The following is a 15,285-nucleotide window of genomic DNA, read 5'->3' on the forward strand; positions in this document are numbered from 1 at the left end:
ATCTTTTCTGTGCATGTTTGGTGTGTTTATCTTTCTCGTTAAATCTATTCTTTTTCCAATTTAATGGTCTGTTTTACCTATACGTTCCATACATTTAATGGAACAAAAAGAAGGGAATGGTGTGAATGAATCAATGTCCAAAATGCGGTGCCAGTGCAAGCACAGATCAATTATTTTGCAATAACTGCGGCTTTTCTTTCACCGTGTCGCCAGCTGCAGCTAAGCATAAAAAGAGCTGGTATATTGGCGGGGGTATTGTGCTTATACTTCTTTTAACTTTTGTATTTTATTTCTTTTTCTCTGGTTCAGAAGAAAAAACGGCTGACCGCTTTATTGAGGCATTGGAATCGAAAGATACAGCTGTGTTAAGAGAGTTATTAGACTCTTCGCAGTCTACTATAGTTATTAATGACACATCTATTCAAGCTCTGTTGGATGCAACTTCCGATGGTTCTATTTTACGAGACGTTGAAAATGATTTGAAAAATAAATCGAGTATCTACTTTACAATAAAAGAACAGAAACATTCACCACTCTTCAAAAAACAGTACGTGGTTGTGCCGTCATCATATTATATCTCCCTCACCACGCCAGAGGATGCAACAGTTACAGTCAATGATACAAAACAATCCATATCCAAAAATCAAACGCAAAAAATAGGGCCTTTTATGATTGGAAATTACCCGCTTACAGCTTCTTATGAAAGCTCTTACGGAAAGCTTACAGACCAAACCACTGTAAATTTTTACCGTCAAAAAGAAGAAAATATATCTGTTGTATTTAAAGGGGCTTATGTTACAATCTCATCGAATAGAGATGACGCTATTTTATTCGTAAACGGAAAAAGCACGGGGCTTCAGGTGAATAGCTCATCACAAATAGGGCCTGTTGCCACGGATGGAAGCGTCACTGTTCATGCAGAAGTGCAAAAAGGCGGCACCACGTTCAAAAGCAGTCCTTACACCATTCAAAATGAAGAAAGTATTATATTAAATATACAAACGCCGCCCGTTGAAAAGGAAAAAACCGTCATAAAAGAACGAGAAGTAATCGTGCCTGGGCCGCGCTCTTATGCTACTTCAAGCTCTTATATTCTTCCGGGTTCGGATTCTTACAAATTAAGTTATGGTGATATTAGCAGTTTGAGCTCGAGTGAACGAAGGCTAGCTCGAAATGAAATCTATGCGCGGCATGGGTATGTATTTAAATCGAAAGATCTTCAAGCCTATTTTTATGAAAAGTCATGGTATACGCCTGATTCATCATTTAGAGACTCCTACTTATCAAGCGTTGAAAAATATAACGTTGATTTTATTAAATCATATGAATAAAGTGAACTCCCCTTTACCCAGGGGAGTTTTTTGATTGAAGCGAGTGCTTACTCCTACGTTTTTTTACATACCATGATCCCTACATACGTTAATAAATTTTTTATAGCCTTCTTCATTCTTTTCACTGTAAAATATAAAGTAGATGTACATAAACTTACTACACGCATAAGGAGAGATGGAGAATGAATGGAATTGGACGACTTCCACAAAAGCTTAATGGACATTTGATTTTAGAAAATATTCAAGAAACCATGATCATTGCAGATCAAGACTATCGTGTGCAGTGGATGAATGCAAGAGCAATTGAAACACTTCAGCCAGTACTCCCAATCTACCAGTTATCTCATATCGAAGAGTTAATTGGAAAGCATATGGACTTCTTTCATTCCAATTCTGAAGAAGCGGAAAATTTACTCACCTCTCTTCATACAACCTACAGAACGCGTATAACGATTGGCAGTCAATACGTAGCAGAAGCTGTGATTCACCCCATTGATACAAAAGACGGCGAGCGTTATGGCTACTTGCTTATGCTATTAGACTTTACAGATCAAGCCGAAGCAGAGCTTGAAAAAGAACGGTTAATCGAGGATTTGTCCACTCCTTTATTAAAGATATGGGACGAGGTTTTAGCTGTGCCCATTACCGGTAAGATGGATATAGAACGTGGAAAGAAGCTAACTGAAACGGTATTGGAGGCAGTTGTAAAAGAACAGGCGCGCTATTTGCTTATTGATTTATCTTCCCTTCATTCATTAGATGAAGAACACGGTTATTATATTAACACGCTCCACGATGCTTTGCGTTTGATTGGTACCACTTGCCTTATTGTTGGTCTTTCTTCAAAAATGGCTCTGTCGCTTGTAGATTCTCAGTTTAATTGGCGAACATTTTCCACTGTCCAACAAAGCATCTCTTACATTTTAGAAAAAAAGAATTGTCGTATTGCACCCATTTCATAAGCCCATCATATCATTAAGTAATCCTCTCTCAATCGCTTTTTCCTTCAATCGGAAAAGGCGATTTTAGTTATGAGGAATTGTGAACGTTTAGGCACTTATCATCATAGGATACATTAATCAACCATAGAAAAGGGTGAGAGCCTATGCCAAGTGTTATTAACATTTATAATTTAAAGATCAACAGTATCTCAAGCAACGGTTCTGTCAACATTGGCGAAGCACTCCATAACAGTCACACGGCTCATTCAAAATCCACTGGTACGAACTCTTCTTATGGCGATGTCTCACCTGCTTCCTCGAAAATGCGAAACATTTATATCGATCCTGATACAAATGACCAAACAGATATTGCAAACGTTGATCATGTCAATGGTTATCAGCAGTGATATAGGGCAATGCTTGTCAATAGCATGACGACAAACGGTGAATACATTCTCTCTGAACGCAATAGGCCGTTGGAGTAGAATGAATAAAAACAGTAAGGAGTCTCTTTATGCCTCTTCAAATTAACGTTTTTAATATCGTAACAAACGGTGTCACGCAAAATGCAAATATCGATTTCGGTTCCACCATTCAAAACAGTCACACGGCGAACTCAAAGTTTAACGGCGCAAATTTCTCTTTAGGTAACTTCTCTCCTACTTGCTCTCAAATGAATACGGGCGTGTTAGATCCTGACGTAAGTGATCAAGATCAAATTGCAAACCCTTCAGCTCCAATTGGAAATCAAATTTAGATTTAACGATTTTGTCGTTTTACTTGGCACATTACAAGGAGGTGTGTAAATATGTTTCCATTTGGAAAGTCTCCGTTTAAAGGAATGATGGAAAATATCCCAAAAGGAATGGCATCTAAAGACATGAATAAATATATTCAGCAAATGATTTCTTCTACGATGTCCCATTCTTTTCCGGATTTTATGCAAGGAAATGAATTCTTTAAGCAAGCCCAAGACATGATGAAAGAACAGCAGGATGTGGGAAATGAAGGTCATGGACAACAGCTAAGAAGATTTGATTCAAACGTCATTAATACATTAGACGAATGCATTGTTCAGTTAAAAATTCCTAACCGCGATATTGTATCAAGCATTAAAGTCTATCATACTCCATACGTGTGTACGATTGAAGGAATAGATGGAGAAGAATCCTTCAAAGAAGAAATTCAGCTTCCTTGTTCGGTTCGCAAAAAAGGTACACGCGCCGTATATCGTTCCGGGGTGTTGGAAATCCGGATGCCTAAACATGTTAATATTCCTATGTCTCAAATAGACGTCCACGATTTAGATTAAAGTGGACGTTTTTTTCTGTTTTCATGCATACATATAAAATAGAAAGCGGCAAAAGGCCTTGTTTTATTTTTTTAAAGAAGGTGACAAATATGAATCATGGAAAGTTTAAAAAGTGGGCAGAAACGTTACAAGAAGAAAACCATACAAAATTTTGGGAAAAGATTTTTGATGATGATCCTGAAGAAAAGAATGATACGGAAGCAGATGCTTCTCCTCAAATTGTAAATGAGTATCGAGATTATCCTTTAATTGATGTATACGAATGGGCAAATCAACTGTTAGTTGTGATTGAAATACCCGGTGCTAAACGAACGGACGTCGAATTGACCATGCATGAAAATACTTTACACATATCCGGTTCATCTCTTTTAACGATGAAGGATGCAAATGTTCTTCACAAAGAAAGACGTGAAGGAACGTTTCAACGATCAATCATCCTTCCACCTGCTGTAGGGGAAGCGCCGTGTCACGCATCATTTAAAGATGGTCTATTGCACGTGAAATTTGATTTGTAATTTATTGTGCAGAACTATACGTAGCATGAAAGGCAGGGAATTTCATGTTTTCTAAGTGGTTTAAACAATCGCCTAAAATTGAAACAGTCCGCAAAATAAATCCGTCTTCCCTTCCAACCAAAAAAAAAGTAAGTCCCATAGACCAAAGCTCTAATCAAAAGCGGAAAGAATTACCCGAAAAGATGAAAACTAAAAAACAGTCTAATCTAAAGAAACCCCCTCAGCAGCCAAAGAAGTTGCCGAGCCAAACGGAGCCTAAGACATCTGATGAAGTTGAATTCACAAAACCTGTTCATTCGTCAGATTCAGCGCTGAACCTGCAGGGAATTATTGATCAAGTGACGCGTTTAACCGACGCGATTCCTAAAATAGAAGAGCTTCATCAGCAATTACATGAATCAGCTCTTCTTATTCAATCATTGTCTCAACTGCACGAGCAAACAGCTCATTTACTTTCGGCTATGCAGTCAGCTCCTAATTTCGAAGACATTCAGAATCAGCTCTCTGCGTTAAAGGAAGAATCGTCCAATACAGCTTTATATGAGATGGTGAAAACTCTTGACAAAAAGATTGATGAAGTAACTCAGCCAAAGCAGTCCATTGTTGTTGAAAAAATTATGGTGGAAAAAGTATTGTTAGACAAAATTGACCTTAGTAATAATTTTGGCCAGCTAGGCATTAAAGATTTGACCGGCCACTTAAACATTGGTACAACTTACAGCGCTGACTCCGATCAAGTGGATGAAGAAGTCAAAGACTTATTTTCTGTTAAGCTAAAAGAAAAAAAGATTGATGAACATACAACTGAGACAACGATGAGTTCAGGAGGTGAAACAGAAAAGCCTGATCACTCCGAAGAATAAAAAATGACCGCTACTGCTTATTTAAAGCAATTGTCGGTCATTTTTGTTTCCATAAATAGTTGTAATTCTTTCTGTAGGCGTTCCATTAAGAACGCTGAAATTTCTTCTTGATTTTCTTCTTTATGATGAGATGATGCTACAACAATACGGCCTGTTTTTCCTAAGAAAGCCCGGTATTCAATTACCTTCATCGCAGCATGAAGTAAGTTCGCGTCCGAAAGCGGTGTATTTGTTAGTAGAACAATATTCATTTCATTCTCTTTTTGTCCATGTGTCAGTACAGTCAGCCACGAGTAACCTTTATCGTCTTTTAAGCGAACTTCATGACTAGATAAAGACGCAGATTTCCACGCCGTGTTAGAACTGCTTTGCTGTTGAACAATTTCTTGACACCAGTCTAGACCTGTTTCATTGGAACCCAGTGAAACAGTTCTCAAAGGACGAGCAAAGGATAAACATAGCTTGCCCGGTTCCTTTTGCAACTGATACAACTCATGGAAGTCCGTCTCTGGATATTGATACGGCGGCACAAAAGCAATTTGCCGCTTGTTCACAGCGGGATGGTGAAATACATGCAAATCAACGCCATATACTCTTTTTAACGTAGCTGCATCCTGAAAAATGGCATCCATCCCCGTTTCTTCTACTCTTCCATCTTTCAATAATACGGCATTATCTGCAAACAGCGAGGCAATGTTGAGATCATGCAAAATGGCCAGAACCGTCAAGCTCATTTCCTGCTGTAACGTTTTTAACAGCTGAAGCAGTTCCATCGTATGTTTTACATCTAAGTGATTCGTTGGTTCATCAAGAAGTAAGTAGTCAGGTTCTTGCGCCAGTGCTTTAGCAAGTAAAACCCGCTGTTTTTCTCCACCGCTCAGCGATTGAAAGGTATGATTTCGATAGTGCCAGACGTTTGTTAATTTCATCACGCTTTCTACCACTTCTTCATCCTGTGCTGATACAGTGCTAAACAAACCTTTTGCCTGATAAGGATAACGTCCCAGTGAAACAATTTCTTGAACCGTAAATTCTAATCCAATTTGATTTTCTTGCGTCATGACTGCAACTTTTTGCGCCAGTTGTTTTGGTGAATAAGCCTTCACTGACTTCCCTTCTACCTTCACTTCTCCTGATTGAGTGGTTAATACATTCATAATTAAGCGAATAAGCGTTGTTTTTCCGCTTCCATTTGGTCCTAGTAAAGCAACAAAAGAACCTTTGTCTACGGTGAACGTGATGTCACGAACGGTCGGTTTCTGTTTATCGTATCCTCCCGTCACATTATATAGTTCAATCATGATATTCCTCTTTTCCGCATACGTTCTTTTACAAGCAGCAGCGTAAAAATTGGCGAACCAATTAAGGCGGTTACGACTCCAATCGGCAGTTCACGAGGTTCTAATATCGTTCTTGCTAATAAATCGGCTAAAACCAAATAACTTCCTCCGATTAAAATAGAAAGCGGCAGTACATGCTTATGATTAGCTCCCGCTACGAGACGCACTACGTGGGGAATAACTAAGCCAACAAATCCAATTGCCCCAGATACTGATACCGCAGCCCCGGTTAATACGGATGCACCTATTAAAATCATTCTTTTTTTCTTCTTTACGTCTATCCCCATAAATTGAGCGGATTGATCGCCAAATGCTAAGCCGTTCAGCTCTTTCACATGTAACAGCAGCATAATCGTACCGACTAAAAAGAACGGCCCTAAAATTTGAATATGCGACCATCCTCTCATTGATACGCTTCCCATTAGCCAATATAAAACCTGCCTTACATCTTCTTCAGGAGAAAGAGCTACAATTAATGAAATAAGCGCGCTCATAAAGGATGATAAAATAATCCCCGCTAAGATGATGGTTTCATTGGCCAAATTGCCGCTTGCGAGTTTCGTAATACCAAAAACTAAAAGAAGAGTAATAAAACCAGATACGATGCCGACTACAGGCAGCGTGAAGATAGACAAACCAAAAATACTCCAGTGAAAATAAATTGCCATGACAGAGCCAAGGGTTGCACCTGAGGAAACTCCGATCGTGTAAGGATCCGCAAGAGAGTTTCTTAATAGCCCTTGAAAGGCAGCCCCTGCTATTGAAAGCGAAGCTCCTACTAAAAATGCCACCAGTACTCTTGGAAAACGAATTTGCCAAATGATTAAATCCATGTTTTCCGGACCATGATATAAGGATAGTCCGGTAAGGTGGCCAATAATAATTTTGATTGTATCTCCTACGGTTAACGAAACTGTACCAATAAATACTCCCATAATCACCGAAGTACATACAATAAATAAACTGACTATGTATAAAATAGATGCTTTGTTTAAAAAAATACGTTTAAAAATCAATACTTTCAGCTCCTCTAGGAAACGAGGCGTGATGTTTTACATTACATTAACCATTCATTTTCCTGTCCATAAACCATGTTTCCATCCTACATAGTATTGGAAACAATCATCTTTTATTTGTTACGAGTGCTAGACTGTTGAACTAGGCAACGTAGAATAGCGTACTAAAGTTCTCGGTGAAAAAACAAGCGAAAACCTCTACAAGCTACACTTTTTGTGCTTGCTCCGGGCTTTTATAGTTGTCTATTAAATGATACAGCTTTTCCATATCTACAGCTTCTCTCACATATGCTGCTGCTTTTGAAAAAGACTCCTCTTTTTGCAGGCGACTGTTGAATGTATCCGTAATAGGCGGCAATTTTTTATGTTTACGAATTTGATTAAGCAAAGCTCTGCGCAAAGCATCGTTATGAAACACATCATGAACATACGTGCCAATGATGTTGTCTTTAACCGTTCCTTCTTTTTGATCATCTACCACCGCAAAGGCTTCCGTCATGCTTTTAGAAATCGTCTTTCCCATATGAATTTCATAGCCTTCAATTGAAACCTTCTCACTCTCTAACTGAACATATCCAGAAACTCTTTCTGTTTTTTTGCTGGTTGTCATAACGGTTTCCACTGGAAGCAAACACAGCCCTTTAATAGATTCAATCCGGGACTCTACTGCATCGGGGTCCGTAATTGTCTCGCCTAACATTTGATATCCCCCGCAGATGCCAATAACGTGAGCGTTCGTTGCGTTCAAGACTTGATTAATGGCTAGATCCAGGCCGCTTTCTTGTAAAAACTGCGCATCTTCAATCGTATTTTTGCTTCCTGGTAAAACAATTAAATCAGGCGTACCTAGTTGTGATGGCTTGGTTACAAGTCTCACATGACAGTCTTCTTCTAAGCTTAGAGGATCAATGTCCGTAAAATTTGAGATGCGAGGATACGAGATAACCGCAATATCGATTTCTTTTAACGGATTCACAAGCGTTGAGTAATTTCTGAGTGATAGCGAATCTTCAGCGTCAATTTCCACGTCGTGCATATAAGGAATCACTCCTAGTACCGGAACTCCCGTGTATTCTTCAAACCACTTCAACCCCGGTTTTAAAAGCTCTAAGTCTCCTCGGAATTTATTGATTAACACTCCAATTACTCTAGGTTTATGTTCATCTGGAAGCAATTGAAGAGTACCCACCAGACTCGCAAAAACCCCTCCTTTATCAATATCTCCTACTAACACAACAGGCGCTTGGGCTATCTTTGCTACGCGCATATTTACCAGTTCCCGATCGTTCAAATTGACTTCAGCAGGACTTCCAGCACCTTCAATCACAATTCGATCATAATGACTGGCAAGCTCTTTATAAGACTCAGTGATAACGTTCAAACCTTCATTAAAAAATTCTTGCCGATACTGAAAAGCAAACATATTACGAAGCGGCTTTCCATGAACGACAATTTGAGATTCATGATCACGAGTTGGTTTAATTAAAATAGGGTTCATATTAGTTGTTGCTTCTACTCCAGCAGCTTCTGCTTGAATTCCCTGCGCTCTGCCAATTTCTTTTCCATCCATTGTAATGTATGAATTGAGCGCCATGTTTTGCGATTTAAACGGTGCAGTTTGATAGCCGTCTTCTTTAAAAATACGGCAAAATGCTGTAGCAATCATGCTTTTTCCAGCGTCTGAATGCGTTCCTTGAATCATAAGAGGTTTTCCTTTTTTCACTTTATCCACTCCCTACCACATAAAAAAACCTTAACTGTAAAAGTCAAGGTTTGGTCATGCGCTCATTAACACATTGTCTTGACTTATTTCTCCCACCGAAAAATAAGGGGTTTTTAAAAGCAGGTCTCCTGGCTTATGCTTCATTTTACTTCTGCACCCTTCCTAGTTTGACTAGTGGGTCTTTGCAGGTTCATCCACATTTACAGTAGCGGGGGCTGCACCGGATTCTCACCGATTTCCCTATTATCCTCCTTAGAGGCACTTTTAAAATCATTTATTCTTTATTGTAACGAATTTTATAGCCATTCACAATAACGATTTTCTTCTATTATTATATATTACTGTGTTTATACTTATTTGGGTCTCGTATGCTATAATAACAATTATTTTCCAAACATCTTATGAAATAGCTAGGAAGGTGCTCACAGTTGAAGAAAAAAATGATTTATACCTTTATTGGTTCGCTTGTTCTTTATATAGTAATTATATCTTTTTGTATGTATCAAACTGCTCACAAGTCTGTTCCACAAAACGCAGATTATGTCCTCGTTTTAGGTTCTAAAGTAGATGGTGATCAAATGTCTCCTAGTTTAAAAGAGCGAGCAAAAACAGCTTTATCTTATTTAAAGACTCATAAACAAACAAAAGTTATCGTAACGGGTGGAAAAGGATCTGATGAAGAAATTTCTGAAGCAGAGGCAGCCTACCGTTTTCTACGAAAAGCAGGAATTAAAAAGAATCGAATTATAAAAGAGGGTCAGTCAACTTCTACTTTTGAGAATTTTACTTTCACCAAAAAGAAAGTTGATATTCAAGATAAACGAATCGTGCTTGTTAGCAGTGATTTTCATCTGTTTCGCGCTTCTATTATTGCAAAGCGCCAAGGTTTTGATGTTTATCCTTTAGGCGCAAAGACACCAAATTCAATTAAACTTCAAGCCTACTTTCGTGAGTATGCTGCTATATTAAAAACATGGCTGTTTGATAAATAAATAGAGTACACGCCTATACAAACGAAAAACACGGCATGAATTCATGCCGTGTTTTTTATTAATCATCTGTATCGATAACTGCTTTTGGTAAACCTGTGTATTTCGCCCAGTAGAAAATACCGAGTGAAACAAGAGCAATTAAAATTAAGTCAAGTGGGTTGCTTAACACACCTTGTCCTCCACCAAATGAACCTAGATAAGAGATAACAAGCATAATAATATAATAAGCAACTAGCCACCAAGCAGATTTAAGCTGCTGTGCAAATTTCACAACGTCAGTTGGTACGTATTTCTTAAACGCTACGTAGATAACAACCATTAGAAGCTGTGATCCTAGCAGCCAAGAAATTGTTGTCCATCCTGACCAGTATACGATGTATGAACAGAAGATAAATGAAACAGGAGCAATAATGCTCATGCCTTTTAATTTGAAAGGTTTTTTAAGATCTTTTGCATTTACTCTGAATGCTGCAGCTGAAATTGGTGCGATAGCATAAGACAGAATAAGTGCTACTGAACATACGTTTACTAGCGCTTCCCAAGAAGGAAATGGCAGTGTCCAGAATACGGACATTCCAAATGATAGCCATAGTGACGCACGTGGAATTCCTGTTTTCTTATCTACTTTTGAGAAACGTTTAAATAGTGTTCCATTACGAGACCAAGCATAAACTAGACGAGAAGTTGTATTCATAAAGATGTTTCCGTTACCGCCTGGTGATAAAATAGCATCAAAAATAACAAGCGTTACTAACCAGCCAAGGCCTAAAATAAGTGCAATATCTTTAAATGGTAAAGAGAATTGCTCTTGAATTGTTCCCCATCCTCCTGATAGCATATCAGCCGGGATGTTACCGATGAACAATACTTGCAGTGCTGTGTAAATAATCGCTGAAAGTACAATACAGATAATTAGCGCGATTGGAATATTACGCTGCGGATTTTTAACTTCACTGGCTACCGAAACAATAGGGTGAAGTCCTAAGTAAGCAAACATAACGCCACCTGTTGAAATGGCTGCTTGAATACCATTAAAACCAAACGGAGCAAAATCGCCAGTTGTAAAGTTAGCTGATTTGAAGTGATAAGCTAACACGACGATAATTGTAAGAGGAACCGCATATTTAAACACAGATATAATGACATTTGACTTAGCAAATGCTTTTACACTTACGTAGTTAATAATGAAAAATAGTGTTAATAACGCGAACTGGAATAGCCATCCAATCGTTGTAGGCGATTCAGAACCATGTTTAGTTAGACCAGGAATCCATACAGCAACATACTGACGTACAGCTGTTACCTCAATGGCAATTAAACTTGTATAAGCAATAATGGTAATGAATGAAATTAAGTAACCTACTAAATGACCATGTGAATAAACCGGATAACGGATAATTCCACCGGTACGCGGCAGCGCTGCTCCAAGTTCAGCATACACTAAGCCGATAAGTAAAATAATGACTCCGCCAATCAGCCACGAAAAACTTCCGGCTGGACCAGCCTTTGACGCCACGTTACTAACCGCAAATAACCAGGCGGAACCAAAAATAGCTCCCATCCCAATTAACGTTAGGTCAAGTAACGATATTGATTTTTTAAATTTTCCTTGATTTCCTTGATCAGACATAAAATCCTCCTTTAAAATTCCCACTCCACATATCTACGCCCTTGCGTCCGATATGGGATTCTTTACATCATCCTCCTCTTACTAAGACCTCACAAGTGGATATGTTAACAAATATTCTCTAAAAAACCAAGTTAAAAACTTTATTTTTTTACAAAACATCATTGAATTGCTTATGTATAGCGCATAAATTCCACCGAAGATTTGAGGACTACTCCTCCTATTTAACCGCATTTTTCTTAGATTAAACATAAAAGAATATTCAAACTATTTATCATAACAAAAGGGCTGAGGCATAACGAGATCAACCGCTAGAAGCAGCTACATACGCAAAACCTACGCTTGCCATCCCAATAAAAAAACCCGAACGATGAATCGTTCGGATCTTGCTTCAAATAAAATAATTTTGTCCGTGCCTTTTTTTGCTTATTTAAATACTTTTACACGTTCAGTTAGCGGTTGAAATTCTTTTTCTCCCGCAGGTGACACAGGATTACCAAATGGCATTTGAGCAATTAATTTCCATGAGCTTGGAATATTCCAAGTTGCTTTTACTTCATCGTCAATCAATGGATTGTAATGTTGTAAAGTTGCTCCTAGGCCTTCTAGCTCAAGTGCTGTCCAGATCACATGCTGCAGCATGCCTGATGATTGGTTAGACCAAACCGGGAAGTTTTCGCTATAAGATGCGAACTGCTTTTGCAGCCCTTCAACTACTTCTTGATCTTCAAAGAAAAGAACTGTTCCATAGCCGCTTCCGAATAAGTTCATTTTTTGATCCGTATCTGAAAAATTTTCAGCTGGAACAATTTTACGAAGCGTTTCTCTCGTAATATTCCACACTTTATCATGCTGTTCGCCAAATAAAACGACTACGCGTGCGCTTTGGGAATTAAATGCTGAAGGAGTATGTTTCACCGCAAAGTTAATAATTTCTTCAATTTTTTCTTCTGACATTTTTACATTTTTATCAATTGCATAAATAGAACGTCGGTTTTTAATTGCTTCATAAAAATCTTTTCCAACCTGTTGTTGATCACTTGATTTATCAAATAATTTATCTAAAAAACCCATTTTCCACACTCCTAATTGTTTGTTTTTTTAAGCTTAAATTGCATGTTTATACCCTTCCCCCTGATAAAAGGAGATAAACAAGATATAATGAATTCTTATATCTCTAATTCGAGATATTAAACTAAAAAAATATTAATTGAAATTTAATTACTTTATGTAACTTACTTTACAATGATTATTATTACCTGTCAACAGAAAAATTATTTTTTTTTGTTGATCATCAAAAGAGGTTGAGACATAACGAAATGAATCCAATCTAAAATAAACAAATGGGATATATGAGCTGAACCGCTTTTGATACCGCAGTTGATTTCCGTGCACGACTTCGCTTTCCGCGGGCGGCCGCTGAGCCTCCTCGTCACTTGCGTTCCTGCGGGGTCTCATCTGTTCCGCTTTTTCCGCAGGAGTCTTCGTCGTGCCCTTCAATCAACTGCTAGAAGGAACGAAACAGGTGAAACCTACGTTCACCGTAATAAAAAAACGAACCGCTAATCAAAAATTTTGATCAAGGGTTCATTTTTTCACTTCGTCTAAAATATTTTTATCTCAGCCTTTTTTATAGATACTTAATGTTCATAAATCATCTTTCGCGTCATTCCCCCGTCTACTACGAGGTTAGCTCCTGTTACAAAATCATTTTCGACGTTTGTTAAGTACATACACGCTCTTGAGATATCCGCTGGCGTTCCTACCCGATTAGACGGATGCTGCGTATGATCGATTTCACGAAGGCCATCGTAGTCAGATGTCTCAATCCATCCTGGAGAAATAGCATTTACCGTGATGTTGTCATCACCAAGCGAAATGGCAAGTGCATGAGTTAAAGCAACGATTCCTCCTTTTGTAGCAGCATAGGCTTCTGTATCTGGTTCAGACATTGAAGCTCTTGTAGAAGCTAAGTTTACAATGGAGCCTCCGCTTTCGTTTTTCCTCATCACTTTAGCTGCTTCGCGAGAACATAGAAACACGCTGCGCAGGTTCGTATTGATAATGTCATCCCATTCATCAATGGTTAGCTCATACGGTGATTTCCAGCGAGAAACGCCTGCATTATTAATCAAAATATGTATCGTTCCATACGTACTGACCGTTTTTTCAACGAGATGTAAAATGTCGCTTTCTTTTCGGACGTCTGTTTTTACAAAAATGGCTTCTCCGCCTTGTCTTTGAATAGCTTCTGCGTGACGCTCGCCTTCGGTTTCGTCCACATCTGCCAATACCACTTTTGCTCCTTGTTTTGCGTATGCGCGTGATACATCTTTTCCTATTCCATTCGCAGCTCCCGTAACAACAACAACTAAATCTTTAAATGACATATCATCTCCTCCTTATACGCTTTATTCACTTTTTTCTTCGTCTTTAAACAAGTGATCCGTGACGAAAAGAGCAAATGTTTCAGCCGTTAACTTGCATCCAGAAGCTTTTGGATGACCCCCTCCTCCAAGGTGCCCAACAATTTCGGCTAAGTTGATTTCGTCTTTTACTGCACGGAAGCCAATCTTTTGGCGTCCCATGTCCACCATAACGGAAAAGTCGATATCTTCGTTTTCTAGACACAGTGCATTTCCTAGCTCAGACTGATATGTATCTGCAAATACAATGCCTACGTTGTACGCTGTTTTAGCAATTTCAACACTTTCTTTTATGATTTGTTTTTGCTTGTCGTAAATATATTTTTCAATCTTTTTTTCTTCTGCTTCTAGTAAAATTTCGTGTTTGTCCGTAAACGTAAATTCTTGATTTTCAGTATGGTACGATTCACGAAGCGTTTCTAGAATGGTCTCTTTAAATTCTTCATGCGGGATTAGATAATATAGGTGATTGAGGCGCTTTGCTTTCAAATTATTTTCATGAAACCAGTCCCACGTATCAAATAAGCGCACAAGTTCTACATATTCATCAAGCAACTCCGTTTTTTGAAGCATGTTGTTGCGCACTAAGTAGTCGTAGAAAAGAGATGTAGCTGCTGTCTTTTTACCGTTTTCGTCTTCTGCAATAACATGAACCCAATCGTATTTCTCAGCTAGTGGAAGAGCAGAGATATGATGGTCAATAAGAGTGATTTTTTGTCCTTTTTTTACCAGTTCATTTAATTTTTCCGCTACTTCATCGTTTACGCTAATATCCGTTATGTATAAAGCTGTGTCTCCATCGTTTTCTTCTTCAATAAAATGCGTCACTGTGTCATTGATGCGGCCAATGCTTACCGTGCTGTAATCAAAGTTGTCGTCGCCAAACGCTAACCGACCCAACAGTGCTGGACTTACCCCGTCTAAATCGTTATGTGAAATTAATTTTATTTTTGTCATCAATCAAAACTCCTTTATTTTCAGTCGCCTTAGTATATGTACCGGCTTGTATATTATAGCAATTTCAACATAAAAATGCTGTTATTTACTTTGAAGAGAAGGAATATCTTCGCAATAAACAAAAGTGAAGTAAACGTTTAGACTTACCTGTATCAAAAGAGAGTGAGACATAACTACATCGATCCAATCAACAGCTAGAAGCAACTACACACATGAAACCTACGCTCACCAATACCAATAAA

At 38.3% G+C, this 15,285-nt stretch carries 15 protein-coding genes and 1 riboswitch; of the genes, 8 read left to right on the forward strand and 7 right to left on the reverse strand.

Annotated features, from left to right (window positions below; all coding sequences use genetic code 11):
- The first annotated feature begins 125 nt into the window (after positions 1-125).
- From CEQ83_RS14535 to CEQ83_RS14565, 7 genes are all read left to right on the forward strand, one after another.
- On the forward strand, positions 126-1,331 hold the full coding sequence (locus CEQ83_RS14535) for a TcaA 3rd/4th domain-containing protein (protein WP_028412847.1): 1,206 nt from the start codon (positions 126-128) through the stop codon (positions 1,329-1,331).
- Between the two features lie 182 nt (positions 1,332-1,513).
- Positions 1,514-2,293 (forward strand): STAS domain-containing protein, encoded by a 780-nt coding sequence (locus CEQ83_RS14540; protein ID WP_028412846.1) that lies wholly within the window; start codon positions 1,514-1,516, stop codon positions 2,291-2,293.
- Between the two features lie 143 nt (positions 2,294-2,436).
- Complete coding sequence (locus tag CEQ83_RS14545; protein ID WP_013057625.1) at positions 2,437-2,679, forward strand: spore germination protein; 243 nt, start codon at positions 2,437-2,439, stop codon at positions 2,677-2,679.
- Between the two features lie 107 nt (positions 2,680-2,786).
- Positions 2,787-3,029: a spore germination protein gene (locus tag CEQ83_RS14550; protein WP_013057626.1), complete on the forward strand. Its 243-nt coding sequence runs from the start codon at positions 2,787-2,789 to the stop codon at positions 3,027-3,029.
- A gap of 51 nt (positions 3,030-3,080) precedes the next feature.
- The gene (locus CEQ83_RS14555; protein WP_028412845.1) at positions 3,081-3,584 is read left to right on the forward strand and encodes an Hsp20/alpha crystallin family protein; all 504 of its coding nucleotides are present in this window, start codon (positions 3,081-3,083) and stop codon (positions 3,582-3,584) included.
- Positions 3,585-3,673: 89 nt separating this feature from the next.
- The gene (locus CEQ83_RS14560; protein ID WP_028412844.1) at positions 3,674-4,099 is read left to right on the forward strand and encodes an Hsp20/alpha crystallin family protein; all 426 of its coding nucleotides are present in this window, start codon (positions 3,674-3,676) and stop codon (positions 4,097-4,099) included.
- Between the two features lie 44 nt (positions 4,100-4,143).
- Positions 4,144-4,962, forward strand: coding sequence for a hypothetical protein (locus CEQ83_RS14565; RefSeq protein ID WP_155017364.1), 819 nt, complete (start codon positions 4,144-4,146; stop codon positions 4,960-4,962).
- Between the two features lie 17 nt (positions 4,963-4,979).
- On the opposite strand, the gene CEQ83_RS14570 is transcribed toward CEQ83_RS14565, so the two are convergent.
- The 3 genes from CEQ83_RS14570 to CEQ83_RS14580 form a co-directional block, all read right to left on the reverse strand.
- Positions 4,980-6,263 carry an ABC transporter ATP-binding protein gene (locus CEQ83_RS14570; protein WP_099000306.1) on the reverse strand — a complete coding sequence of 428 codons (1,284 nt, stop codon included), beginning with the start codon at positions 6,261-6,263 and terminating at the stop codon, positions 4,980-4,982.
- On the reverse strand, positions 6,260-7,318 hold the full coding sequence (locus tag CEQ83_RS14575) for a FecCD family ABC transporter permease (protein WP_028412841.1): 1,059 nt from the start codon (positions 7,316-7,318) through the stop codon (positions 6,260-6,262). The genes CEQ83_RS14570 and CEQ83_RS14575 overlap by 4 nt, the downstream gene beginning before the upstream one ends.
- Positions 7,319-7,523: 205 nt before the next feature.
- Positions 7,524-9,050, reverse strand: a complete 1,527-nt coding sequence (locus tag CEQ83_RS14580) for a cobyric acid synthase (RefSeq protein ID WP_098113847.1) — start codon at positions 9,048-9,050, stop codon at positions 7,524-7,526.
- A 92-nt stretch (positions 9,051-9,142) separates the two neighbouring features.
- A riboswitch (cobalamin riboswitch) is annotated at positions 9,143-9,322 on the reverse strand.
- 147 nt (positions 9,323-9,469) lie between these two features.
- Between CEQ83_RS14580 and CEQ83_RS14585 the strand changes: the two genes are divergently transcribed.
- Positions 9,470-10,033: a YdcF family protein gene (locus CEQ83_RS14585; RefSeq protein ID WP_099000307.1), complete on the forward strand. Its 564-nt coding sequence runs from the start codon at positions 9,470-9,472 to the stop codon at positions 10,031-10,033.
- Positions 10,034-10,091: 58 nt separating this feature from the next.
- Here the strand turns inward: CEQ83_RS14585 and CEQ83_RS14590 are convergent, their stop codons facing one another.
- The 4 genes from CEQ83_RS14590 to CEQ83_RS14605 form a co-directional block, all read right to left on the reverse strand.
- Positions 10,092-11,663, reverse strand: coding sequence for an APC family permease (locus tag CEQ83_RS14590; protein ID WP_014459507.1), 1,572 nt, complete (start codon positions 11,661-11,663; stop codon positions 10,092-10,094).
- Positions 11,664-12,086: 423 nt separating this feature from the next.
- Positions 12,087-12,734: a nitroreductase family protein gene (locus tag CEQ83_RS14595; protein WP_155017365.1), complete on the reverse strand. Its 648-nt coding sequence runs from the start codon at positions 12,732-12,734 to the stop codon at positions 12,087-12,089.
- Positions 12,735-13,300: 566 nt separating this feature from the next.
- A complete protein-coding gene (locus tag CEQ83_RS14600; RefSeq protein WP_028412836.1) occupies positions 13,301-14,050 on the reverse strand; it encodes an SDR family oxidoreductase in 750 nt (249 codons plus the stop codon).
- A 21-nt stretch (positions 14,051-14,071) separates the two neighbouring features.
- The gene (locus CEQ83_RS14605) at positions 14,072-15,043 is read right to left on the reverse strand and encodes a DHH family phosphoesterase (protein ID WP_098113318.1); all 972 of its coding nucleotides are present in this window, start codon (positions 15,041-15,043) and stop codon (positions 14,072-14,074) included.
- Positions 15,044-15,285: the final 242 nt, after the last annotated feature.

Origin of the sequence: Priestia megaterium, from assembly GCF_009497655.1 — a bacterium.
Lineage (GTDB): Bacteria > Bacillota > Bacilli > Bacillales > Bacillaceae_H > Priestia > Priestia zanthoxyli.